At 60.4% G+C, this 24,118-nt stretch carries 25 protein-coding genes; 11 read left to right on the top strand and 14 right to left on the bottom strand.

The genetic code is table 11. The features are described from left to right. Positions 1-2: 2 nt before the first annotated feature. From lptC to BI292_RS25920, 8 genes are all read left to right on the top strand, one after another. Entirely contained in the window at positions 3-575 is a 573-nt protein-coding gene (gene lptC, locus BI292_RS25885; protein ID WP_092281523.1) for an LPS export ABC transporter periplasmic protein LptC, read from the top strand. Further along, positions 562-1,110, top strand: a complete 549-nt coding sequence (gene lptA, locus BI292_RS25890) for a lipopolysaccharide transport periplasmic protein LptA (protein ID WP_092273264.1) — start codon at positions 562-564, stop codon at positions 1,108-1,110. The genes lptC and lptA overlap by 14 nt, the downstream gene beginning before the upstream one ends. Further along, a complete protein-coding gene (gene lptB / locus BI292_RS25895) occupies positions 1,110-1,835 on the top strand; it encodes an LPS export ABC transporter ATP-binding protein (protein ID WP_007901537.1) in 726 nt (241 codons plus the stop codon). Before lptA ends, lptB begins: the two co-directional genes overlap by 1 nt. A gap of 184 nt (positions 1,836-2,019) precedes the next feature. Continuing rightward, positions 2,020-3,513: an RNA polymerase factor sigma-54 gene (locus tag BI292_RS25900; protein WP_092273267.1), complete on the top strand. Its 1,494-nt coding sequence runs from the start codon at positions 2,020-2,022 to the stop codon at positions 3,511-3,513. Positions 3,514-3,586: 73 nt separating this feature from the next. Then, positions 3,587-3,895: a ribosome hibernation-promoting factor, HPF/YfiA family gene (gene hpf, locus BI292_RS25905; RefSeq protein ID WP_092273270.1), complete on the top strand. Its 309-nt coding sequence runs from the start codon at positions 3,587-3,589 to the stop codon at positions 3,893-3,895. Between the two features lie 12 nt (positions 3,896-3,907). Continuing rightward, positions 3,908-4,372 carry a PTS IIA-like nitrogen regulatory protein PtsN gene (gene ptsN / locus BI292_RS25910; protein WP_101209657.1) on the top strand — a complete coding sequence of 155 codons (465 nt, stop codon included), beginning with the start codon at positions 3,908-3,910 and terminating at the stop codon, positions 4,370-4,372. 2 nt (positions 4,373-4,374) lie between these two features. Then, positions 4,375-5,232: an RNase adapter RapZ gene (gene rapZ, locus BI292_RS25915; RefSeq protein ID WP_092273276.1), complete on the top strand. Its 858-nt coding sequence runs from the start codon at positions 4,375-4,377 to the stop codon at positions 5,230-5,232. 15 nt (positions 5,233-5,247) lie between these two features. Then, positions 5,248-5,523: an HPr family phosphocarrier protein gene (locus BI292_RS25920; RefSeq protein WP_101209658.1), complete on the top strand. Its 276-nt coding sequence runs from the start codon at positions 5,248-5,250 to the stop codon at positions 5,521-5,523. A 193-nt stretch (positions 5,524-5,716) separates the two neighbouring features. Here BI292_RS25920 and BI292_RS25925 read toward each other — a convergent pair whose 3' ends face one another. The 6 genes from BI292_RS25925 to pmbA all read right to left on the bottom strand — a co-directional run bounded on the left by BI292_RS25925 (position 5,717) and on the right by pmbA (position 11,059). Further along, a complete protein-coding gene (locus BI292_RS25925; protein WP_101209659.1) occupies positions 5,717-6,610 on the bottom strand; it encodes a ZIP family metal transporter in 894 nt (297 codons plus the stop codon). A 30-nt stretch (positions 6,611-6,640) separates the two neighbouring features. Continuing rightward, positions 6,641-7,252: a superoxide dismutase gene (locus BI292_RS25930; protein ID WP_101209660.1), complete on the bottom strand. Its 612-nt coding sequence runs from the start codon at positions 7,250-7,252 to the stop codon at positions 6,641-6,643. A 2-nt stretch (positions 7,253-7,254) separates the two neighbouring features. Next, on the bottom strand, positions 7,255-7,695 hold the full coding sequence (locus BI292_RS25935; RefSeq protein ID WP_101209661.1) for a hypothetical protein: 441 nt from the start codon (positions 7,693-7,695) through the stop codon (positions 7,255-7,257). A gap of 27 nt (positions 7,696-7,722) precedes the next feature. Continuing rightward, positions 7,723-9,099, bottom strand: coding sequence for an aspartate ammonia-lyase (locus BI292_RS25940; RefSeq protein WP_101209662.1), 1,377 nt, complete (start codon positions 9,097-9,099; stop codon positions 7,723-7,725). Continuing rightward, positions 9,080-9,487, bottom strand: a complete 408-nt coding sequence (locus BI292_RS25945; RefSeq protein WP_101209663.1) for a FagA protein — start codon at positions 9,485-9,487, stop codon at positions 9,080-9,082. Before BI292_RS25945 ends, BI292_RS25940 begins: the two co-directional genes overlap by 20 nt. A 225-nt stretch (positions 9,488-9,712) precedes the next feature. Beyond that, positions 9,713-11,059, bottom strand: a complete 1,347-nt coding sequence (gene pmbA / locus BI292_RS25950; protein WP_092273296.1) for a metalloprotease PmbA — start codon at positions 11,057-11,059, stop codon at positions 9,713-9,715. Positions 11,060-11,167: 108 nt separating this feature from the next. Here pmbA and yjgA point away from each other — a divergent pair, with 108 nt between their 5' ends. Next, a complete protein-coding gene (gene yjgA / locus BI292_RS25955) occupies positions 11,168-11,692 on the top strand; it encodes a ribosome biogenesis factor YjgA (RefSeq protein ID WP_092273299.1) in 525 nt (174 codons plus the stop codon). Between the two features lie 76 nt (positions 11,693-11,768). On the opposite strand, the gene tldD is transcribed toward yjgA, so the two are convergent. The 8 genes from tldD to mreB form a co-directional block, all read right to left on the bottom strand. Continuing rightward, the gene (gene tldD / locus BI292_RS25960) at positions 11,769-13,211 is read right to left on the bottom strand and encodes a metalloprotease TldD (RefSeq protein WP_092273302.1); all 1,443 of its coding nucleotides are present in this window, start codon (positions 13,209-13,211) and stop codon (positions 11,769-11,771) included. 18 nt (positions 13,212-13,229) lie between these two features. After that, entirely contained in the window at positions 13,230-14,078 is an 849-nt protein-coding gene (locus BI292_RS25965; protein WP_092273305.1) for a carbon-nitrogen hydrolase family protein, read from the bottom strand. 167 nt (positions 14,079-14,245) lie between these two features. After that, on the bottom strand, positions 14,246-18,049 hold the full coding sequence (locus tag BI292_RS25970; RefSeq protein ID WP_101209664.1) for a YhdP family protein: 3,804 nt from the start codon (positions 18,047-18,049) through the stop codon (positions 14,246-14,248). A gap of 75 nt (positions 18,050-18,124) precedes the next feature. Beyond that, a complete protein-coding gene (gene rng, locus BI292_RS25975; protein WP_092273311.1) occupies positions 18,125-19,582 on the bottom strand; it encodes a ribonuclease G in 1,458 nt (485 codons plus the stop codon). 57 nt (positions 19,583-19,639) lie between these two features. Continuing rightward, positions 19,640-20,236 carry a nucleoside triphosphate pyrophosphatase gene (locus tag BI292_RS25980; RefSeq protein ID WP_101209665.1) on the bottom strand — a complete coding sequence of 199 codons (597 nt, stop codon included), beginning with the start codon at positions 20,234-20,236 and terminating at the stop codon, positions 19,640-19,642. Between the two features lie 44 nt (positions 20,237-20,280). Continuing rightward, the gene (gene mreD, locus BI292_RS25985; protein WP_092273316.1) at positions 20,281-20,772 is read right to left on the bottom strand and encodes a rod shape-determining protein MreD; all 492 of its coding nucleotides are present in this window, start codon (positions 20,770-20,772) and stop codon (positions 20,281-20,283) included. Continuing rightward, a complete protein-coding gene (gene mreC / locus BI292_RS25990; RefSeq protein WP_101209666.1) occupies positions 20,772-21,911 on the bottom strand; it encodes a rod shape-determining protein MreC in 1,140 nt (379 codons plus the stop codon). Before mreC ends, mreD begins: the two co-directional genes overlap by 1 nt. A 142-nt stretch (positions 21,912-22,053) precedes the next feature. After that, positions 22,054-23,091, bottom strand: a complete 1,038-nt coding sequence (mreB, locus tag BI292_RS25995) for a rod shape-determining protein MreB (RefSeq protein WP_002555108.1) — start codon at positions 23,089-23,091, stop codon at positions 22,054-22,056. A gap of 210 nt (positions 23,092-23,301) precedes the next feature. Between mreB and gatC the strand changes: the two genes are divergently transcribed. Beyond that, positions 23,302-23,589, top strand: coding sequence for an Asp-tRNA(Asn)/Glu-tRNA(Gln) amidotransferase subunit GatC (gatC, locus tag BI292_RS26000; RefSeq protein ID WP_007901429.1), 288 nt, complete (start codon positions 23,302-23,304; stop codon positions 23,587-23,589). Positions 23,590-23,605: 16 nt separating this feature from the next. Next, the coding region (locus BI292_RS26005) for an amidase (protein ID WP_256592740.1) at positions 23,606-24,118 on the top strand (513 nt) is incomplete at its 3' end.

Here is a 24,118-nt window from a genome sequence, read left to right on the forward strand (position 1 = left end):
TTATGCTGAGCAAAAAGTTTCGCAAATTTCTGGTGTTCGGCTGCATCGCGGCGATATTCGCGGCGGTCGGCTACTGGAACATCAGCCCGGAACGCTTCCTCGACAAGCCGGTGGTGAAAGTCGACGAAAGCGCGATCGACTATTACGCGATCAACGCCCACACCGTGCAGTTTCTGCCGGACGGCACCTTGCAATACGATCTGACGTCCGACAAGGTCGAACACCTGAAGGCAACTGACGTGTCGCTGCTGACCAATCCGGACTTGAACATGTACCGCGGCACCGAGTTTCCGTGGCATGTCACCAGCCTGCGCGGCGAAGTGAATTCGGACGGCACTCAGGTCGAGCTGATCGACAATGTACGCATCGCTCGCACCGACCAGCAGAACCGCAACTTGATCGTCACCAGCACCCGAATGACAGTGTTCCCGCAGCAGCAATATGCGCAGACCGATCAACCCGTTAGAATCGACGGCGCTGGTGGTGTGTCGACTGGTAACGGAATGAAAGCGTATTTGAAAGAAAGCAGGATACACCTGCAATCTAACGTAAGAGGACAGTATGAGGCTCGTTAAAACCCTCCCTATTTTGCTCAGTCTGGGCGCAGCACTGGGAAGCGTGAGCGCCTGGGCTCTGCCGAATGATCAAGAGCAGCCTATTCGCATTCAGGCCGACGATGCCCAACTGGACGACAAGAATGGCGTTGCCACCTATACCGGCGACGTGATCATCACCCAGGGTTCGATGAAGGTCACCGGCAACAAAGTGACCATCACCCGCACCTCGGCCGGTGAAATCGACCGCGTCAACTCGGTCGGCAACCTGGCTTATTTCGAGCAGTTGCAGACCGCGGGCGACACCAAGCCAGTGCAGGGCTACGGCGTCACCATCGATTATTACGCGCAGGCAAATCGGGTAGTACTGACCGATCGCGCGAAAGTCATCGACAAGGACAACAACGTCACTCAGGGCGAGAAAATCGTCTATGACACGGTGAAAAAACTGGCGAGCGCCGGTCGTGCCAAAGGCACCAAGCTGAGCACTCCTCAGCCGCGCATCGACATGATGATCCAGCCGAAAAAGAAAACTGACGGGCAAAAGGCCAACTGATGGCAACTCTGAAAGCTCAGCATCTGGCCAAGAGCTACAAGAGCCGCCAGGTTGTGCGTGACGTCAGCCTGTCGATCGACAGCGGCCAGATCGTCGGCCTGCTCGGCCCGAACGGTGCCGGCAAGACCACGTGCTTCTACATGATCGTTGGCCTGGTGCAGGCCGATCAGGGTCGCGTACTGATCGACGATCTGGACGTCAGCCACCAGCCAATGCACGGTCGTGCAAAGGCCGGCATCGGCTATCTTCCGCAGGAAGCGTCGATCTTCCGCAAGCTGTCAGTCGCCGACAACATCATGGCCATTCTCGAAACCCGCAAGGAGCTCGACAAGGCCGGTCGCCGCAAGGAACTGGAAAGCCTGCTGCAGGAATTCCACATCCACCACATCCGCGACAACCTCGGCATGAGCCTGTCCGGTGGTGAACGCCGCCGAGTGGAAATCGCTCGTGCATTGGCGACCAACCCGAAATTCATCCTGCTCGACGAACCTTTCGCCGGCGTGGACCCGATTTCGGTCGGCGACATCAAGCAGATCATCCATCACCTCAAGGCCAAAGGCATTGGCGTGCTGATCACGGACCACAACGTTCGTGAAACCCTGGATATCTGTGAAACCGCCTACATCGTCAATGACGGCCAACTGATCGCCGAAGGTGACTCCGCTACCATCCTGGCCAACGAACTGGTCAAGGAAGTGTATCTGGGCCACGAGTTCCGCCTGTAAGCGCTGAGGTGTCTGGCGGATTGTCCGGGCGCTCGTCGCAATAAAAGCTCAATCGTTTTTTATTGTTACAGCGCTCTAGGCAAGGACTGCGGTTTCGGGCATATAATTTGCTTAAGTTTGGCGCTCCGGCGCCCTGTAGTGGATGGCGCATGTGCGCCGGCGAATAAGGTGTTTAGCCCCTGCCATGAAACCATCGCTAGTCTTGAGAATGGGCCAGCAGCTGACGATGACACCTCAGCTGCAACAGGCCATCCGCCTGCTCCAATTGTCGACCCTGGACCTGCAACAGGAAATCCAGGAGGCCCTGGAGTCCAATCCGATGCTCGAACGCCAGGAAGAAGGCGACGACTTCGATAACGCCGACCCCTTGGCCGACAAAGCCGAACAACTCCCCAACGCCGATGTTTCGGAACCGTCCTATCAGGAAACCGCGCCAACCGTGGACAACCTTGAGGAAGGCGACTGGAACGAGCGCATTCCCAACGAGCTGCCCGTCGACACGGCGTGGGAAGACGTCTACCAAACCAGCGCCAGCAGCCTGCCGAGCAACGATGACGACGAGTGGGATTTCACCACCCGCACATCGGCCGGCGAAAGCCTGCAAAGCCATCTGCTCTGGCAACTCAACCTGGCGCCGATGTCCGACACCGATCGGCTGATCGCCGTGACTCTGATCGATTGCATCAACAATCAGGGTTACCTCGACGAAACCCTCGATGAAATCCTCGAAGCCTTCGATCCGGAACTGGACATCGAGCTCGACGAGATCGAAGCCGTTCTGCACCGTATCCAGCAATTCGAACCGGCCGGCATCGGCGCTCGCAACCTGAGCGAATGCCTGCTGCTGCAATTGCGCCAACTCCCGGCCAAGACGCCTTGGCTGGCCGAGGCCAAGCGTCTGGTCAGCGATTACATCGACTTGCTCGGCAGCCGCGATTACAGCCAGTTGATGCGCCGCATGAAGCTCAAGGAAGACGAACTGCGCCAGGTCATCGAACTGGTGCAGAGCCTGAATCCGCGTCCGGGCTCGCAGATCGAGTCCAGCGAAGCCGAATACGTGGTTCCCGACGTGATCGTGCGCAAGGACAACGAGCGCTGGCTGGTGGAGCTGAACCAGGAATCGGTGCCACGCCTGCGGGTCAACGCCCAGTACGCCGGGTTTGTCCGCCGCGCCGACACCAGCGCCGACAACACTTTCATGCGCAATCAGTTGCAGGAAGCGCGCTGGTTCATCAAGAGCCTGCAAAGCCGCAACGAAACCCTGATGAAAGTTGCCACGCAGATCGTCGAGCATCAGCGCGGTTTTCTGGAATATGGCGACGAAGCGATGAAACCGCTGGTACTGCACGACATCGCCGAGGCGGTGGGCATGCACGAATCGACGATTTCGCGGGTGACCACGCAGAAGTTCATGCATACCCCACGGGGCATATATGAGCTGAAATACTTTTTCTCCAGCCACGTCAGCACCTCCGAAGGCGGCGAATGCTCGTCCACGGCGATCCGCGCGATCATCAAAAAACTGGTTGCCGCGGAAAATCAGAAAAAGCCGTTGAGTGACAGCAAGATCGCTGGTTTACTGGAGGCACAAGGCATTCAGGTGGCTCGCCGCACCGTCGCCAAGTACCGCGAATCCTTGGGAATCGCGCCTTCGAGCGAACGCAAGCGGTTGATGTAAGCCACGTTACAGCGTTCCAGTGGCAGGCTATTCAGCCTGCCGCTTTATGCACTGGCAACGAAGGAGAAGCTGTATGCAAGTCAACATCAGTGGACACCAACTGGAAGTGACCGAACCTCTGCGCATCTACATCAACGAGAAACTCGAACGATTAGAGAGGCATTTCGACAAGATCACCAACGTGCAAGTCACGATGTGCGTCGAGAAGCTCAAGCAGAAAATCGAAGCCACGCTGCATATTCCCGGCGGAGAAGTAGTCGCTAATGCTGAACATACCGATATGTATGCCGCCATTGACCTGCTGACCGACAAGCTGGATCGCCAACTCAAAAAGCATAAGGAAAAGACCCAAAGCCTCCTCCAGGGCGCAACCGGTCGTTAACACTCCCAACCTATGATCCGACTTGAAAGTATCCTGACCCCCGGCCGTTCCCTTGTGAACGTGCCGGGCGGCAGTAAAAAGAAAGCCCTCGAGCAAATTGCCAACCTGATCGCCCGGGAAGTCCCGGATCTGGAGATGCAAGTTGTCTTCGAGGCATTGATTGCCCGTGAAAAACTCGGTTCTACCGGTTTTGGCAACGGCATCGCGATTCCTCATTGCCGCCTGAAGGGCTGCACGTCCCCTATCAGTGCGCTGATGCACCTTGATGCGCCCATCGATTTCGACGCCATCGACGGCGCCCCGGTTGACCTGCTGTTTGTATTGCTGGTCCCGCAGGCTGCCACCGATGCGCACCTGGAGTTGCTGCGCCAGATCGCCAGCATGCTCGACCGCAAGGAAGTCCGCGAAAAACTGCGCAGTGCTCCGAGCAACGAAGCCTTGTATCAGGTCGTCCTGTACGAGCAGAACGGTCACTAATCATGCGCTTGATCATTGTCAGCGGCCGCTCCGGCTCAGGTAAAAGTACCGCGCTCAATGTCCTTGAGGACAGCGGCTTCTATTGCATCGACAACCTGCCTGCCGGGTTGCTGCCGGAATTGGCTGAACGCGCGTTGATTCATACCGAACTCGCGCAACCGCTGGTCGCGGTGTCCATCGACGCACGCAACCTGCCGAGCCATTTGTCGCGATTCCCCGAACTGCTCGAAGAAGTCCGCAGTCGGCATATCCAGTGCGACGTGCTGTATCTGGACGCCGACGAAGAAACCCTGCTCAAGCGTTTCTCCGAAACCCGTCGCCGCCACCCGCTGAGCAATGCCAATCGCTCGCTGGCCGAGGCGATAGCTGACGAGACCAAACTGCTCGAGCCGATCGCCGACCTGGCTGATCTGAAACTCAACACCACCAACCTGAACCTGTACCAGCTGCGCGATACGCTGAAGCTGCGTCTGCTCAATCAGCCTGAGCCGGGCACCGCGTTTCTGGTCGAGTCGTTTGGCTTCAAGCGCGGCATGCCGGTCGATGCCGATCTGGTATTCGACGTGCGTTGCCTGCCCAATCCGTACTGGAAACCGGAGCTGCGCGCGCAGTCCGGGCTCGATCTGCCAGTGGCCGAGTACCTTGCGGCCCAGCCGGACGTCGAAGAGATGTTCCAGGATATTTACAACTATCTGTTCAAGTGGCTGCCGCGTTTCGCTGCCAGCAACCGCGCTTATGTGACGGTTGCCATTGGCTGCACTGGCGGCCATCACCGCTCCGTCTACCTGACTGAACGTCTGGGTCAGGCTCTGCAACAATCCCTGAAGAACGTCCAGGTCCGCCACCGCGACCTCAGCTAAAGGATTCACATCGCGATGCCTGCTCTGGAAATTGAAATCATCAACAAACTGGGCCTGCACGCCCGCGCTTCTGCGAAATTCGTCGGGGTTGCCGGTGGATTCAAGGATTGCTCGATCAGGGTTGGACGCACACCGGAATCCACGGTCGACGGCAAAAGCATCATGGCGATGATGATGCTCGCGGCCGGCAAAGGCACCAAAATCCACCTGATTACCGAAGGCGAAAAGGAACAGGAAGCGCTGGACGCTTTAAAGGAATTAATCAACAACTACTTCGGCGAAGGCGAGTAACAACCCGCCCACGTCCCTGTAGCAGCTGCCGAAGCCTGCGTTTATGTAGCAGCTGGCGAAGCCTGCGTTCGGCTGCGAAGCAGTCGTAAAATCAGACACTGCGGTCCTTCAGACAAACCTCGTACGCCGGATTTACGCCTGCTGCGCAGCCGAACGCAGCCTTCGGCAGCTGCTACCCGACCGCGCTCCCCTGCTAAGCCAGCGCCGTATCCATCACCATCATCAGACAAAACCCGATCAACAATCCCAGACTGGCGAGTTTCTCGTGACCATGACGTCGCGATTCCGGGATCACTTCGTGCGTCACCACCAGCAACATCGCCCCCGCCGCCAGTGCCAGACCCAACGGCAATAGCAGTTCGGCCAGGCTCACCAGCCACGCGCACAGCAGCGCGAACACCGGTTCCACCAGCCCCGACGCCGCGCCGATCAGGAACGACTTGACCCGCGACATCCCTGCCCCGGCCAACACCAGCGCGATGACCAGACCTTCCGGCACATCCTGCAACGCGATGCCCATCGCCAGGCTGTCAGCATCCGGCATGCCACCTCCGGCGGAAACGCCCACGGCCATGCCTTCGGGAATGTTGTGCGCAATGATCGCGAAGACAAACAGCCAGATGCGCGGCGGGATCACTGGACGTTCCAGCGTGCCGACCAGCAATTGCGGGCTGGCCCCGGAAACCTTGCGGTCCACCAGAAACAACCCCAAAGCGCCGAGCATGATGCCAAAGCTGATCAGGCCGCTGGAGGCCCAAGGCGTCAGCCCCAGGCTTTCGGCTGCAGCAATGCCCGGGACGATCAGCGAAAACGCCGTCGCCGCGAGCATCACCCCGGCACCGAAACCGAGCAAGGTATCGCTGAGTGCCTGAGGCATGCGCCGGATGACCAACACCGGCACCGCCCCCAACGCCGTGCCCAAAGCGCAGAGCGCCCCGCCCTGCAGGGCGCGCAACAGCTTGGGCTCAAGGTTGAGCCACTCCAGGCCCTGGGCAACCAACAGCGTCATACCCGCCAGCAATAACAGCGATCCCAACGCGTAACGAAACATACGCCCACTTCCGATCGCCAGTGTTTCAGTGCCCATAATCAGCCTTGGATTGTTTTTATAGAAGACTTAAACCAGCGCTGCCTGATAGCGCGCTGCAACTTCGGGCCAATTAATCACGTTGTAGAACGCATTGATGTATTCCGGGCGACGGTTCTGGTAACGCAGGTAATAGGCGTGTTCCCAGACGTCGAGGCCGAGGATCGGCGTGTTGCCATTCATCAGCGGGCTGTCCTGATTACCGCTGCTTTCGACGACCAAAATCTTTTGTGGGGTAACGCTCAACCACGCCCAGCCACTGCCAAAACGCGTCAGTGCAGCTTTGGTGAAGGCTTCCTTGAAGCTGTCGAGGCCGCCCAGTTGCTCATCAATCGCCTTGGCCAGCGCGCCGTCGGGTTTGCCGCCGGCGTTGGGCGCCATGACTTCCCAGAACAACGAATGGTTGGCATGACCGCCGCCCTGATTGATCACCGCAGCGCGGAGTTTTTCCGGCAGTTGCTGGACGCTGGCGACCAGTTTTTCCACCGACCATTCGGCAAACTCGGTGCCTTCGACAGCGGCGTTGAGGTTATTGATGTAAGTCTGGTGATGTTTGGTGTAGTGGATTTCCATGGTCTGCGCATCGATATGCGGTTCCAGGGCATCGTAGGCGTAGGGCAACGCAGGCAAGGTAAAAGCCATGTTCAGTGGACTCCATGGTGATGAGGGACAGGCTGATGCCGGGGCGACGCCGCATCCATGTGCAACAAGCGATGGGTGCGTGGGTATTCGCCGTGTTCACTGATGAAATTCAGCAGTTCGACATAGGTTTTACTGCTCTGACGCAGCGCAGCCTCGCGCAGCGCCGGGGCCAGCCGCGCGTCCTGCATGGTCTGCAACAGGCGTTGATGGATCGCGCACAAATACTCGGCGCTCTCCTCTGGCTGGTTCAGGCGTAAATGCAGGTCCGCGAGGTTGTGATGGGAAATCACGCAAGCGGCTACCGCTTCGTCGGCATCCGACCAGCGCTCGAACAACACCTGGGCCAGCGCCAGTGCCTGCAAGTAAGCCTCGCGGGCATCGACGAACTCGCCTTGCATGAAATGGCGATTGGCCCTTTCGATCGTGCGTTTCCAGTGCTCCATGGTGAGCCTCCAAAGCGGTAGCGTGAGTTACACGCCGCCTGCGGTGAGCTTCTCTGGATTGAGCAATTCTTCCAGTTGGCTGCGCGACAAGTCGGTGTGTTCCAGGGCGACATCAATCACCGGACGGCCCTGCTGATACGCCTTCTTGGCGATTTCAGCGGCTTTCTGGTAACCGATGATCGGGTTGAGTGCGGTGACCAGAATCGGATTGCGCGACAGCGCTTCCTTGAGTCGGGCCTCGTTGACCTTGAAGCTGGCAATCGCCTTGTCACCCAGCAGACGGCTGGCGTTGGCCAGCAATTCGATGCTGCTGAGCAGGTTCTGGGCGATGATCGGCAGCATCACGTTGAGTTCGAAATTGCCCGATTGGCCGGCGATGGTGATCACTGAGTCGTTGCCAATCACCTGCGCCGCGACCATCGCCGTGGCTTCCGGGATCACCGGATTGACCTTGCCCGGCATGATCGACGAGCCCGGCTGCAAGGCCTCGAGTTCGATTTCACCAAGACCGGCCAACGGCCCGGAGTTCATCCAGCGCAGGTCGTTGGCGATTTTCATCAGCGACACGGCAGTCGCCTTGAGCTGACCGGAGACCGCCACCGCAGTGTCCTGCGAGCCGATCAGCGCAAACAGATCCTTGCCCGGAGTGAACTGCACATGCGTCAGTTCACTCAATTGCCGGCTGAACCGCGCGGCAAATTCAGGATGCGCGTTGATCCCGGTGCCTACCGCCGTGCCGCCCTGCGCCAGCGATTGCAGGCTCGGCAACAGATCTTGCAGATGGCCGATATTGGCCTTGAGCTGCTGCGCCCAACCGTTGAGCACCTGGCTCATGCGCACCGGCATGGCGTCCATCAAATGCGTGCGCCCGGTTTTGACGTGGTGGTGAACCTGCACCGCTTTGCGCTCGATCACTTGCACCAGATGCAGCAGCGCCGGCAGCAATTGCTCATGCAAGGCCAACGCGGCACTGACGTGGATGGTGGTCGGGATGATGTCGTTGCTGCTTTGCCCGCAGTTGACGTGATCGTTCGGGTTCACCGGCTCGCCCAGCAGTCGGCTGGCCAGCGTGGCGATCACTTCGTTGGCGTTCATGTTGGAACTGGTGCCGGAACCGGTCTGGAAGATATCCACCGGAAAGTGCTGCATGAAATCGCCTTCGAGCAGCCCTTGCGCCGCGTCGACGATGGCTTTGCCCTGGGCTTCGCCGATCTGCTTGAGCTCGACGTTGGCCCACGCCGCCGCAGCTTTCGCCAGGATCAATGCGCGAATGAACTGCACCGGCATCGGTTTGCCGCTGATCGGGAAGTTATCCACCGCACGTTGGGTTTGTGCGCCGTAGAGCGCGGCTTCCGGGACCTGAAGCTCGCCCATGCTGTCGCGCTCAATACGTGTCTTGGTCATCAGTAAATCCTTGCACCAGTTCAATGAGGGGAATCGAAGGCTGCAACTCGCAGGTCGCCAGTTGCCAGGTGTAGCTTTGCCAGCGCTTGAGGCGGCATTTGCACAGCGACAGACGTTCCAGTTCACGCAACGGCCGCCAGGCCTGGTCCAGACAATAGGCGCGCCAGTGCCACGGCAGCGCGATGTCGGCGGCGGTGTCGAGGAGTAAACGAAAGGAAGTTTCGGCGATGGTCCAGGGCGAGGTTGCCGTGCAACAGGCCAGATACCGGCCTTCGGCCAGGTAATGTTCGATCAGGCGCGGTTCGTCAGGATCCATTGCGCAACGGATCTGGCGACTCATCCAGCGCCAGCTTTCGAGGTACGGCTGCTCGTGCAAGGCAGAACTCATAATCCGGGCTCATTCGGTAATGAGATTTATTATTAGATGATAATGAGAACCAACACAACCCCGCTATTGTTTGTCAGCGCCTCTGTGGGAGCAAAGCTTGCTCGCGATGACAATCTCGAGGACGCCATCGCGAGCGAGCTTTGCTCCTACAGTTCGGCATGTGAGGCACAAAAAAAAGCGCGCCATCCGTTGGGATGGCGCGCCTTTTTGTGGAACGGTGCGGTTTTAGCTACCCGCGACCGTCATCCGCTCGATCAACACCGAACCGGTGCGAATGTTGCTGCGCAGTTCCAAGTCATTGCCGACCGCGACGATCTGCTTGAACATGTCGCGCATGTTGCCGGCAATGGTCACTTCCTGGACCGCGAACTGGATTTCGCCGTTCTCGACCCAGAAACCCGCCGCGCCGCGCGAGTAATCGCCGGTCACCATGTTCAGGCCATGGCCCATCAACTCGGTGACCAGCAACCCGCGACCCATGCGCCGCAGCAGCGCTGCCTGATCTTCGTCGCCATGGGTGACGAACAGGTTGTGCACGCCACCAGCGTTGGCGGTGCTCGGCATGCCGAGTTTGCGCCCGGAATAGGTGCCGAGAATATACGAGACCAGCACGCCATTTTCGACGAACGGCTTGGCATAAGTCGCCAGACCATCGCCATCGAACGCCGAGCTGCCCATCGCGCGCATCAAGTGCGGACGCTCATCGAGGGTCAGCCATTCCGGGAACAGCTTCTGCCCAAGCGAGCCTTCGAGAAACGACGATTTGCGATACAGACTGCCGCCGGACACCGCCGAGAGGAAGCTGCCGAACAAACCACCGGCCAGCTCCGCCGAAAACAGCACCGGCACTTCACAGGTCGGTACCGGACGCGCGCCCAGACGGCTCGCCGCCCGTTGCGCGGCACGTTGGCCGATGCTCACCGGGTCTGCGAGCAAACTGCCCTGACGGCTGACGTCATACCAATAATCACGCTGCATTTGCCCTTCGGCCTCGGCGATCATCACGCAACTGAGGCTGTGGCGGGTCGACGCATAACCGCCGATAAAACCGTGGCTGTTGCCGTAAACGCGGCAGCCCTGATGCGTGCTGAGCGTGGTGCCGTCGGCGTTCTTGATCCGGCTATCGGTATCGAACGCTGCCGCTTCGCAGCTCAGCGCCATTTCGATGGCTTGCTCCGGGGTGATGTCCCATTCGTGGAACAGGTCGAAATCCTGCAGATCCTTGGCCATCAGCGCCGCATCGGCGAGGCCCGACGCCTCGTCTTCCGAGGTGTGCTTGGCGATCGCCAGCGCGGCGGCGACGGTTTCACGAATCGCCTCCGGGCCACTGGCCGAAGTGCTCGCCGAGCCTTTGCGCTGGCCGACGTACAAGGTGATGCCAAACCCCTGATCGCGATTGAATTCGACGGTTTCGACTTCGCGCTGGCGTACCGACGTGGACAGGCCCTGCTCCAGCGACACCGCGACTTCACAGGCGCTGGCGCCCTGACGTTTGGCTTCAGCGATGATCTGCTCGACTTGCTCTTGCAGTGCCGGCAACGCTTGTGGGCCGACGCTTTCAACTGCACTCATGCTGTTCTCCACTCAAATTCTGCTTTCGGCTAGGGCCATCGAGCGACCGGGCCGGACAAGCGGCCCCCGACTGGTTATCATGGCGGCGTTTCTTTGCGGACGGCCACCATGGTTGATTCTTACGACGACTCCCTCGATACGGGAGAAAAAAGCAAATCCCAGGTCAAACGCGAGCTGCATGCTCTGGTTGACCTCGGCGAACGCCTTACAACGCTCAAGCCTGACTTGCTGGCAAAACTGCCGTTGACCGACGCTATGCGCCGGGCTCTGGCCGATGCGCCCAAGCACACCGCGAATATCGCGCGTAAACGGCACCTCATGTTCATCGGCAAACTGATGCGCGATCAGGACACTGACGCCATTTTGACCTTGCTCGATCAACTCGATGCCTCCACCCGGCAATACAACGAACGATTCCATGGCCTGGAACGCTGGCGCGATCGCTTGATCGCAGGCGATGACGCGGTCCTGGAGAAATTCGTTGTCGATTACCCGGAAGCTGATCGTCAACAGTTGCGCTCCCTGATCCGTCAGGCCCAGCACGAACTGGCGACCAACAAGCCGCCGGCAACCAGCCGCAAAATCTTCAAGTACATTCGTGAGCTGGACGAGACTCAACGCGGTCTGCGTTAAGTCCCGAATCGGGTGAGTCGCCACGCGGCTCACCCGAAGCTTCACTTATTCAAAAGCCCTTACTGTTCACAAACCCTTACGATCCTGTACCACCGACAGTGATCGCATCAATTTTCAGGGTTGGCTGGCCGACACCCACCGGCACCGACTGCCCATCCTTGCCGCAAGTCCCGACGCCGCTGTCCAGCGACAAGTCGTTACCGACCATCGACACTTTGCTCATCGCCTCCGGGCCGTTGCCGATCAACGTCGCGCCTTTGACCGGAGCGGTGATTTTGCCGTCCTCGATCAAATACGCCTCGCTGGTGGAGAACACGAACTTGCCGCTGGTGATATCCACCTGACCACCGCCGAGGTTGGCGCAGTAGATACCGCGTTTCACCGAAGCAATGATTTCTGCCGGATCACTCTCGCCGGCGAGCATGTAAGTGTTGGTCATGCGCGGCATCGGCAGGTGCGCGTAGGATTCGCGACGACCGTTGCCGGTGCGCGCCACGCCCATCAATCGGGCGTTGAGCTTGTCTTGCATATAACCCTTGAGCACGCCGTTTTCGATCAGCGTGGTGCACTCGGTCGGGGTGCCTTCGTCATCGACGCTCAACGAGCCGCGACGCCCGGCCAGCGTGCCGTCATCGACGATGGTGCAGAGTTTCGACGCAACCATCTCGCCCATGCGCCCGCTATAAGCCGAGCTGCCCTTGCGGTTGAAATCGCCTTCCAGACCGTGGCCGACCGCTTCGTGCAACAGCACGCCGGACCAGCCCGAACCGAGTACCACCGGCAAGGTGCCGGCCGGCGCCGGAATCGCTTCCAGATTGACCAGCGCCTGGCGCAAGGCTTCACGGGCATAGCCCATGGCGCGGTCTTCGGCGAGGAAATAACGGTAATCGGTACGACCGCCGCCGCCATGACCACCGCGTTCGCGGCGGCCATTCTGCTCGACGATCACGCTGACGTTGAAGCGCACCAGTGGCCGCACATCCGCCGCCAGGCTGCCGTCGGTGGACGCAACGAGAATGCGTTCCCAGACCCCGGCCATGCTCACGGTGACTTGCTGAATGCGCGGGTCGAGGGCGCGCGTGGCGATGTCGATGCGCTTGAGCAGGTCGACTTTCTCGGCGCGGGTCAGCACTTCAAGCGGGTTGTCCGGCCCGTACAACTGGGCGACATCCTGCGTGGTAAACGCTTGCACGGTGCCGTTCTGCCCGGCGCGGGAGATCGAGCGCGCGGCTCGGGCCGCTGCGCCCAGCGCTTCGAGGGTGATCGCGTTGCTGTAGGCGAAACCGGTTTTTTCACCCGATTGCGCACGCACGCCGACACCCTGGTCGAGGTTGAAGCTGCCTTCCTTGACGATGCCGTCTTCCAGCGCCCAGGACTCGGAAATCTGCCCCTGGAAATACAGATCGGCGGCATCAATGCCTGGCCCGGCCAGATCACCGAGCACACTTTGCAGGCTTTCGATGGTCACGCCGCCGGGCGCTAACAGGTGGTCACTGACTGAGGACAACAACTCGCTCATATGCTTTACGCCTTAAATTCATCGTTCTGAGGCAGGTCGCTGGGCGCCCTGCGAGAAAAAGCGCCGGTGACTGGAAACCGGCATCCGCGCCCGGATGGACGCCTGTTCGCTGCTATCGCGTTCGGCCAGCAGCACGGCCTCGCCTTGATCCTGTTGCGCCAGCACGCGACCCCACGGGTCAACGATGGCGGCATGTCCGTAAGTCTCTCGCGGCCCCGGATGGACGCCACCCTGGGCGGCCGCGAGCACATAACACTGGGTTTCGATGGCGCGGGCACGAATCAACACGTCCCAATGCGCCGCGCCGGTCACGGCGGTAAACGCCGACGGCGCAGTAATCAACTCGGCCCCAGCGGCGCGCAATTCGCTGTACAGCTCCGGGAAACGCAAGTCATAACACACGCTCAGGCCCACACGTCCAACGGGCGTGTCCGCAACCACGACGCCACTGCCATAAGCATAGTCATCGGATTCACGATAACGCCCGCGATTGTCCGCCACATCGACGTCGAACAAGTGCAGCTTGTCATACCGTGCAACGGTTTCGCCGTGATCATCCACCAGCAGCGAGCAGGCATGCACTTTGGCCAGCGGTGCATCGACCGGCGGCAACGGCAAAGTGCCGGCGACTATCCATAACTTGAGGGCGCGAGCGGTGTCTTTCAACCATGGCAGGATCGGGCCTTCGCCCATGGCCTCGGCGCGACCGATGGCAGCGGTGTCGCGGCGGCCCATGGCGGCGAAGTTTTCCGGCAACACCGCCAGGCGTGCGCCGCCGTTCGCCGCGTGTTCGAGCAGGCGCCGGGCCTGCGCAAGATTGGCCAGCACATCGCTCTGGCTGACCATTTGAATCACCGCAACAGACATGGCTCTTTTCCTGTTCAGAACAACACACGCCCCGTAGGAGCAAGGCTTGCCCGCGAACGCGTCATGACATTCAACGCATTAGTTGAATGTGAAACAGCCTTCGCGGGCAAGCCTCGCTTCTGCAAGGGGCAGCGCCATGCTACTCCATCAAACCCAAGGGAAGATTCTCAAAAAGGCTTCTCGAAGGTGATTTTCGGTTCTTTCCACGGGCCTTTGACGGTGTATTTGACGCTGGCGAAACGTGCCACGCGGTCGCCGATCAGCTTGTCGATCAGGAACAACGCGCCGCCAATGGCCGGGGCGCCGACGATCAGCGCGGCAATCGGTAGGTTGTTGGTCACCGGCAAGGTCACCAGCAACTTGGCATCGACCTTGTCTTCAACCAGATTCAACGTGCCGTTGAGCTCGATATTGCTCGACGGACCGGTCATCAGGATCGGCTCGCGCGTCACGTAGACGCCGTTGCTCGCCACCAGCAGGCCTTTGACCCGGTCGTAGCTCAAGCCTTTGCCGAACAGATCGGAGAAGTCCAGGCGCAAGCGACGGCCGATCGAGTTGAAGTTGAGCAGGCCGAACACCCGCAATGCCTGGGCGCTGCCCTCGACTTCGACGAACTGCCCTTTATTCAGCGACGCGTCGAGGCTGCCGGAGAAGCGCTTGGTCGCGACCCACGCCGGCGAGCCGGGCCAGCGGCCATCGACGTCCATGTGAAATTCTTCACTGGTCACGCTCGGCGCAAAACCCCAGCCCTTCAGCACATCGGCGAGGTTCTTGCCGCTGATCCGGCCCTTGTACCAACTGTTGGTCGCGCCCGGCGCGCCTTCCCAGCCGCCGCTGCCCTGCAACAGAATGCCTTTGAGGCCCATGTCCAGCGTGTTCAGCGCGATACCTTTGGCGGTCGGGCGCACTTTCAGCGACCACGCGCCGACCAAGTCATTGCCCTGGAACAGCTGATTGATGGTGATATCCAGCGCCGGAATCTTCGTCGGGTCGACGTCCACTAGCGGGTCCGGCGAGTTTTCGTCGGCCAGCGCGGTCGGGTCGGGAGCGGGCAACTTCACGTATTGCAGATTGATCGCAATCGGCGCGGCTTTCGCGTCGGGGATCGTCGCGCTGCCCTTCACCTGTTGGCTGTCGAGCTGCAACGCCCACACCGACGGCTTTCGGTTCAACTGCACCGAGGCCTGATCGAGCGTGGTGCCGATGCCGCTGAGCTTGCCTACCTTGAAATCCGCGCCGCTGAGCAACTGCTTGGCGCTACCACCCGGATCCTGGCCGGCGTATTTATCGGCCAAGGCCTTCCACGGCCCGACGTCCAATTCGGACAACACACCGCTGATGCGCAAGCCTTTACTCGCCGGCAACACGGCATTGCCGGCACCGAGGAACAATTCACCACGACCGTCGGCAAAATTGCCCGGCGGCGAAGCGAAGGTGAAATTCGCCAGATCTCCGTACGTCACCCAATAACGCCGCTCCGGCCCTTGCAAGGTCATGCGGAACACCGTGTCGCGCTCGACATCGGCGGCCATGCCGAACGGCGCCGGCAAATCGACCGCGATCCCTTGCAGGTTGGAGCTGACGATCAACTGGCTGTCGGCGCCATTCAGGTTCAATTGCAGCTGATAAGGCACGGTGCCGGAGACCGGCAACGGCTGCGTCACGGCAAGCCAGTCAGTGAGCTTTTTGACCTCGACCTGACCGGAAGCGGCGACTCGCGTATCGAGTTTGCCCGGGCTGCCATCAGCGAAAATCTGCGCGGTCACCGGTTTGTCGAAAGCGCGTGCGCTGATGTTTTGCCCGCTCAACCCCTTGTTGCTGTCGAAACGGAAATCGCCCTTGAGCTGCGTCAGTTCCAGCGACGGTTCAGCCAGTTTCAGCCGGGCCTTGGCGGTTTTGAAGTCGACCAGAATATTCGGTTGATCACCCTTGGCCAGCGGAATATCCAGCTTCAGTTTGCCTTGCAGATCGCCCTCGCCTTCCCAACCGGCGAAGGTGTCGGCGGTACCAATCGGCGCTTGCTGGAGGATTTTCAAACCATCGCCCAAGCCGCCGGCGAATGCGCCGTCGAGGAACATGTGGACGTTTTGCCCGGCCGGCGCGTGCGGGATGTTGACGTAAACATCGCGCACCTGGGTGTCGAGCAACTGACCCTTGCTGGCCAGAATGCGCACGCCGCTGTCTTCGATAAACACGTCGCCACTGACTTTGCTGATGTGCGGCCAGCCTGGCTGGAAGGCCAGTTCGGCGTCGTGGACCTTGAAAAACAGGCTGATGCTGCGCGCGGTATCCGCCGCGCCGTGGTTCAGCGAGCCTTGATACTGGAAGAAACCTTCATCCACCGCGCCTTTGAGAATCGCCGTGCGCAGCCATTCATCGAGCGCCGGGCTGAGCACCGTGGGCAGGTACTTGGCGGTGTATTTGCCGTCGCCCTCGACCAGACCGACGCGCAGGTCCATGTAGTCTTCCTGGCTGCGGTCGAAGTGCAGGCGAATCAGGAAGTCGCCGGCAATCTTGCCCTCTTCGCCGAGCACCTTGAGGTACGGCGCGACGAGGGTGAAACCTTCTTTATCGAGCTTCCAGGTCAGCCGCGCATTGGCCTGAATGTATTGCCATGGCTTGGCGAAAATCGGGTCCAGGTGCAAGACGAAGTCTTTGCTGTCCATGCGCAGCTCGCCGTGACCGAGGTCGCCGCTGATGTTGCCGCTGACATTTCGCGCCGCCGGAGCGCCGTGGTAGGCGTCGAAGCCGACTTGCTCCAGATTCGCGGCGAAACTGAATTTGCTGTCGTCGGTGGCGTAAGGGCGCATGTCCAGCAGCACGTTGCGCAACGCGCCGGTGACTTTGAGTTTTTCGACGGCGGTGGCCACGCCTTGCGGCAGTGGGCCCAACGCGTTGATCAACGGCGTCAGCGGGGTCAAATCGAGGCGATCGGCTTGCAGGTGCCAAAGCTCCTGCTCTGTACCGCTGGCGATGCTTTGTTTGATTTGCAGATGAGTTTCCCAGCGCGTGTCGCCGAGGTTCATCGACAGCGAATCGAGGGTGAGCAATGCGCCCTCGGTGTTGCGTTGGAAATAAGCATTGAGCGCCAGATTGTTGATCTGGATCGGCTTGCGCTCGGCGTAAGCGCCCTTGAGTTGAGGGGCGTTCAGACGAATCGCCGCGCTTTGCACGGTGCCCTCGCCCCAGTTCAGCCACACCTCACCGCCCGCCTTGAGCTCAGAAAAATTCCATTGCTGGGTCAGGCGCTCCGGCAACCATTTCGACCAATCGCTTTGCGGCAAACTGACATAGGCATCAGCCTTGCCGTCCTTCCAGGCGTTGGCGCGCACGCGGGTGCGCAGGCTCATGGCGACCGGTTGGCCATCGGGCAACGTCAGGCGCGCATCGAGGCGTTGCCGCGACGCGCCGGTTTTCAGGTTCAGGCCGACATAAGTGAACGTCAGCGGCGGATGGTCGAGCGGTTGCAACGTGACCTGGCTGTCGAGCACCGACAGCTGTTCGACCATTTGCATGCGCTTGAGCAGTTGCTCCGGGTCGAGCGGCTGATCGTCTTTTACCGGCAGGCCTTCCAGCGCCCACTTGCCGTCCGCGCCTTCCTTGAGGCTGATCTTCAGGCCATTCAGCTCAAGGTGCGCAATGCGGACTTCGCGGGCCAACAGGCTGGCCCAGAGATTGGGCACCACGCGCACATTGTCCAGCCGCAAGGCATTGGTGCCGGCGCCAACGGTAACGTCATGCGCGAGCAGAATCGGCGCAAAGCCGCTCCAGTTTCCTTCAAGCGCGCCGATTTGCAGGGGCATGCCCAGCGCTTCGGTGGCTTTGGTCTCGATGTCGGCGCGGTATTCGGCCACCAGCGGCGTCAGTTCGCGGCCGAGGCTGACATACAACGCCATCAGCACCAGGACCAACGCGCACAAGCCCAGCCCCCAGCGGGTCAGTGCAGCCAAAATGCGTGTCAGACGGTCCATGTCAGTTGGCTCCCATGGCAAAAGTTCTGCAAAAAGCTGAGGCCAGCCGATCTAGTCGCGGTGAAACCTGGAGGTTCAGAGCAGCACCACGTCGTATTGTTCCTGCGAATACATGGTTTCGACCTGAAAACGAATGGTCCGACCGATAAATCCTTCGAGCTCGGCGACGTTGCCCGACTCTTCATCAAGCAAGCGATCGACGACTTTCTGATTCGCCAACACCCGATAGCCTTCTGCCTGATAGGCGCGCGCCTCGCGGAGGATCTCGCGGAAAATTTCGTAGCAGACGGTTTCCGGGGTTTTCAACTTGCCGCGCCCCTGGCAACTGCTGCACGGCTCGCACAGCACTTGTTCGAGACTTTCGCGGGTGCGCTTGCGGGTCATTTGCACCAGGCCCAACTCGGTGATGCCGATGATGTTGGTCTTGGCGTGATCGCGTTCCAGCTGTTTCTCCAGCGTGCGCAAGACCTGGCGCTGGTGCTCTTCGTCTTCCATGTCGATGAAGTCGATGATGATGATCCCGCCGAGGTTGCGCAGGCGCAGTTGGCGGGCAATCGCGGTGGCGGCTTCGAGGTTGGTCTTGAAGATGGTTTCTTCGAGGTTGCGATGGCCGACGAACGCCCCGGTGTTGACGTCGATGGTGCTCATGGCTTCCGCCGGATCGACCACCAGATAGCCGCCGGACTTCAACGGGACTTTGCGTTCCAGGGCTTTCTGGATTTCGTCCTCGACGCCGTACAGGTCGAAAATCGGCCGCTCGCCGGGGTAATGCTCGAGGCGGTCAGCGATTTCCGGCATCAGTTCGGCGACAAACTGCGTGGTTTTCTGGAAGGTTTCGCGCGAGTCGATGCGGATCTTCTCGATCTTCGGGCTGACCAGATCGCGCAACGTGCGCAGCGCCAGACCGAGGTCTTCGTAGATCACGCTTGGCGCGCCGATGGTTTTGATCTGGTCGTTGATCTGGTCCCACAAACGCCGCAGGTAGCGGATGTCCATGAGGATTTCCTCGGCGCCCGCGCCTTCGGCGGCAGTGCGCAGAATGAAACCGCCGGCCTCCTTGATCCCTTCTTTGGCCACGCAATCGGTGACCACTTGCTTGAGGCGTTCGCGCTCGCCTTCGTCTTCAATCTTCAGGGAAATGCCGACGTGCGCGGTGCGCGGCATGTACACCAGATAACGCGACGGGATCGACAATTGCGTGGTCAGGCGCGCGCCTTTGGAGCCGATCGGGTCTTTGGTGACCTGGACCACCAGGCTCTGGCCTTCGTGAACCAGGCTGCTGATGCTTTCGACCGCCGGGCCTTCGCGCAGGGAGATTTCCGAGGCGTGAATAAACGCGGCGCGGTCCAGGCCAATATCTACGAAGGCTGCCTGCATGCCTGGCAAAACCCGTACAACCTTGCCTTTATAGATGTTGCCGACGATCCCGCGCTTTTGCGTGCGTTCGACATGAACCTCTTGCAGAACACCGTTTTCAACCACCGCCACGCGCGATTCCATCGGCGTGATGTTGATCAGAATCTCTTCACTCATGGCAGGGTCTCGTTCAGGCATGTTCACGATAATGGCCGCATCTAGTCAGTACGACGCTTAGCGCGCGTTAGGGGTTTGCCAACAGGGTATGCCGAAATGGCCGAGGAGTTCTGCGGTTTCGCACAACGGCAATCCGACCACCGCCGAATAGCTGCCATTGAGCCCGGCGACAAACACTGCGCCCAGCCCTTGAATGCCATAACTGCCGGCCTTGTCCCGCGGTTCGCCGCTGGCCCAGTAGGCAGCAGCCTGCTCGGCGCTGATCGGGCGAAACCGCACCAGACTGCGCACCACCAGCGACTCGCAACGCTCGCCATCCAGCACGGCCACGGCGGTCAGCACTTCGTGCTCTCGCCCGGACAACAGCTTGAGCATGGCGCACGCCTCGGCTTCGTCCACTGGTTTGCCGAGAATTTTCCCGTCCAGCACCACGGCAGTGTCGGCGCCCAATACGCAGCCCGCTTCGGCAGATACCAGCGTGCGACGCCCGGCCTCGGCTTTGCCGCGCGCCAGGCGCTCGACATAGGCCGACGGGGTTTCGTGATTCAGAGGGGTTTCATCGATGTCCGCGCTGATGACGGAGAACGGCACGCCGATCTGCGTGAGCAGTTCACGCCGACGCGGCGAGCCTGAGGCGAGGTACAACGTTTTCATCAAGACATCTCCCTTGTCGAGGTGCGGGCAAATGCCTGACCGAATTAGTTGATTTTGTAACGCCGACGCAAGCCGCGCAAACCGAAGCTGATCCATGGCCAGAGCAGCGCGCTGACCAGTGCCGGGAGCACCAGCGCCAACGTTGGCTGGCGGTTGCCGGTGAGGGCGCTGAGCCACAACTGGACCAATTGCGCGAGGCCGAAGATCACCAGAATCACCAGGCATTGCTGCCACATCGGGAACATTCGCAGGCGTTGTTGCAGCGACAACACGAGGAACGTGATCAGCGTCAGGATCAACGCATTCTGGCCGAGCAACGTGCCGTAGAGCACGTCTTCGGCCAGCCCCAGGCACCACGCGGTGACCATCCCGACTTTCTGCGGCAAGGCCAGCGCCCAGAAGGCCAGCAGCAGGGCCAGCCACAGCGGACGAAGAATTTCCATGAATTGCGGCAGCGGCGAAACGCTGAGCAGCAGACCGATGGCGAAGGTCAGCCAGACGATCCAGCCGTTACGCGATGAAGTAGCACCGGCCATTATTCTCTTCCCCCAGTGGTGGCCGGCGCAGAGACAGGCGGTTTGGCAGCTGGCGGCTTGGTGGCGGCCGGTTGCGAGGCAGGTGGTTTGGTCGCGCGGGTGGTCGCCGGCGGTTTGGCCGGGGTTGCCGCTGCTGGCGTGGCGGCCGCCGGGGTTGCGGTTGCAGGTGTAGCGGCTGCGGGCGCAGTGGGTGCGGCGGCGGCAGGTGCGGCGCTGGGCGCGGGTCTCGGCACGGTGCTTGGAATCATCGGTCCGCCGCCGTACTGGTCCAACGCTTCCTGGGCCTGGGCGGCTTCGTTAGCACGTTCTTCAGCAGTGCGGCCATCGCTGAACACCAGCAGCAAGTAACGGCTACGGTTCAGCGCGGCGGTCGGCACGGCGCGGACGATCGCGAACGGCTGGCCGGAATCGTGGATCACTTCCTTGACCGTCGCTACCGGATAACCCGCCGGGAACCGCTGACCGAGGCCGGAGCTGACCAGCAGGTCGCCTTCCTTGATGTCGGCAGTGTCGGCGACGTGACGCAATTCCAGGCGTTCCGGGTTGCCGGTGCCGCTGGCAATCGCGCGCAGACCGTTGCGGTTCACTTGCACCGGAATGCTGTGAGTCGTGTCGGTAAGCAGCAGCACGCGGGAGGTGTACGGCATCAACTCGACCACCTGGCCCATCAGGCCGCGCGCATCGAGCACCGGCTGACCAAGGACCACACCGTCGCGCTCACCCTTGTTGATGATGATGCGATGGGTGAACGGGTTGGGGTCCATGCCGATCAACTCGGCGACTTCGACCTTTTCGTTGACCAGCGCGGAGGAATTGAGCAACTCGCGCAGCCGCACGTTCTGCTCGGTGAGGGCGGCAAGCTTTTGCATGCGGCCCTGCAGCAGCAGGTTTTCGGTCTTGAGTTTTTCGTTCTCGGCGACCAGTTCGGTACGGCTGCCAAACTGGCTGGCCACACCTTGCCATAGCCGCTGCGGCAGGTCGGTGATCCAGTAAGACTGCATCAGCACCAGCGACATCTGGCTACGCACTGGCTTGAGCAGTGTGAAGCGGGCATCGACCACCATCAGCGCGACCGACAGCACGACCAGCACCAACAAGCGCACGCCCAGTGAGGGGCCTTTGGTGAAGAGCGGTTTAATAGGCCGCTCCTCCCAGGCAAATGTTCTCTTTATTCATACGGCATCAAACCGGCCTGGATGCAGACTGACAGAAGATAAACGCCAACAGGCAGCACTGCAAAGTGCTGCCTGCGCGCCAACAGCATAGAGGCAAACCAACGACTTATTCGCTGGAGAGCAGGTCCATGGTGTGTTTATCCATCATTTCCAGGGCACGACCACCACCGCGAGCAACACACGTCAGCGGGTCTTCGGCAACGATCACCGGCAGACCGGTTTCCTGGGCCAGCAACTTGTCGAGGTCACGCAACAGCGCGCCACCACCGGTCAGCACCAGGCCACGCTCGGCGATATCGGAAGCCAGTTCCGGCGGCGATTGCTCCAGCGCGCTTTTCACTGCCTGAACGATGGTCGCCAGCGACTCTTGCAGAGCTTCCAGCACTTCATTGGAGTTCAGGGTGAATGCGCGTGGCACGCCTTCGGCCAGGTTACGGCCACGGACGTCGACTTCACGGACTTCGCCGCCCGGGTAGGCTGTGCCGATTTCCTGCTTGATGCGCTCGGCGGTGGATTCGCCGATCAGGCTGCCGTAGTTGCGACGCACATAAGTGATGATCGCTTCGTCGAAGCGGTCGCCGCCAACCCGTACGGATTCGGCGTAAACCACACCGTTGAGGGAAATCAGGGCGATTTCAGTGGTACCGCCACCGATATCGACGACCATCGAACCGCGGGCTTCTTCAACCGGCAGGCCGGCACCGATCGCAGCAGCCATTGGCTCTTCGATCAGGAACACTTCACGGGCACCGGCGCCGAGAGCCGATTCGCGGATGGCGCGACGCTCGACCTGGGTCGATTTGCATGGAACGCAGATCAGCACACGAGGGCTAGGCTGCAGAAAGCTGTTTTCGTGAACCTTGTTGATAAAGTACTGCAGCATCTTTTCGCAGACGCTGAAGTCGGCGATAACGCCATCTTTCATCGGACGAATGGCGGCAATGTTGCCCGGCGTACGGCCGAGCATGCGCTTGGCCTCGGTGCCGACAGCAACGACACTTTTCTGATTACCGTGTGTCCGAATAGCCACAACCGATGGCTCATTCAGGACGATACCGCGCTCGCGCACGTAAATAAGGGTGTTGGCAGTGCCCAGGTCAATGGAAAGATCGCTGGAAAACATGCCACGCAGTTTCTTGAACATGGGAAAGGGACCCTAGGCAACGCGTGGGTAAAAAAGTGCGGCAAACTCTAACAACGACAGGGATTTTGGGCAAGGCGCCAATATGTTAAATTGGCCGCTTTTCTGTGCACCAACCCCCACAATCGCGGCCTTATGACCGTAGAAATGCGGTAGTGTTCCGACAATCTAACACACGGACGCCGTCCGTTCTGTTTTCCACTGGAGAATCCCATGGCGCTTGAACGCTCCGACGTGGAAAAAATCGCTCATCTGGCCTGCCTTGGCCTGAATGATGCCGATCTTCCACACATCACTTCGGCCCTGAACAGCATTCTCGGGCTGGTCGACGAAATGCAGGCGGTCAATACCGACGGTATCGAGCCGCTGGCCCACCCACTGGAAGCCAGCCAACGCCTGCGCGCAGACGTGGTGACCGAGACCAATCATCGCGAGGCCTATCAGTCCATCGCACCAGCGGTCGAAAACGGCCTGTACCTGGTTCCGAAAGTCATCGACTAAAGGGAAAGAGCCTGCAATGCATCAAATGACTCTGGCCGAGATCGCCCGCGGACTCGCCGATAAAAAGTTTTCTTCCGAAGAGCTGACCAAAGTCCTGCTGGCGCGCATCGCCCAGCTCGATCCTCAGCTCAACAGCTTCATCAGCCTCACCGAAGACCTGGCGCTCCACCAGGCGAAAGCCGCTGACGTGCGCCGCGCCAATGGTGAGAGCGGCGCCCTGCTCGGTGCGCCGATCGCCCACAAGGATCTGTTCTGCACTCAGGGCATTCGCACCAGTTGCGGCTCGAAGATGCTCGACAACTTCAAGGCACCGTACGACGCCACCGTCGTCGCCAAACTGGCTGCGGCCGGTGCCGTGACGCTGGGCAAAACCAACATGGACGAATTCGCCATGGGTTCGGCCAACGAGTCGAGCTACTACGGCGCGGTGAAAAACCCGTGGAACCTGGAACACGTGCCGGGCGGTTCGTCCGGTGGTTCGGCGGCCGCGGTTGCCGCGCGCCTGTTGCCGGCGGCGACCACTACCGAC

Source organism: Pseudomonas sp. 43NM1, from assembly GCF_002836905.1.
GTDB classification, from domain to species: domain Bacteria; phylum Pseudomonadota; class Gammaproteobacteria; order Pseudomonadales; family Pseudomonadaceae; genus Aquipseudomonas; species Aquipseudomonas prosekii.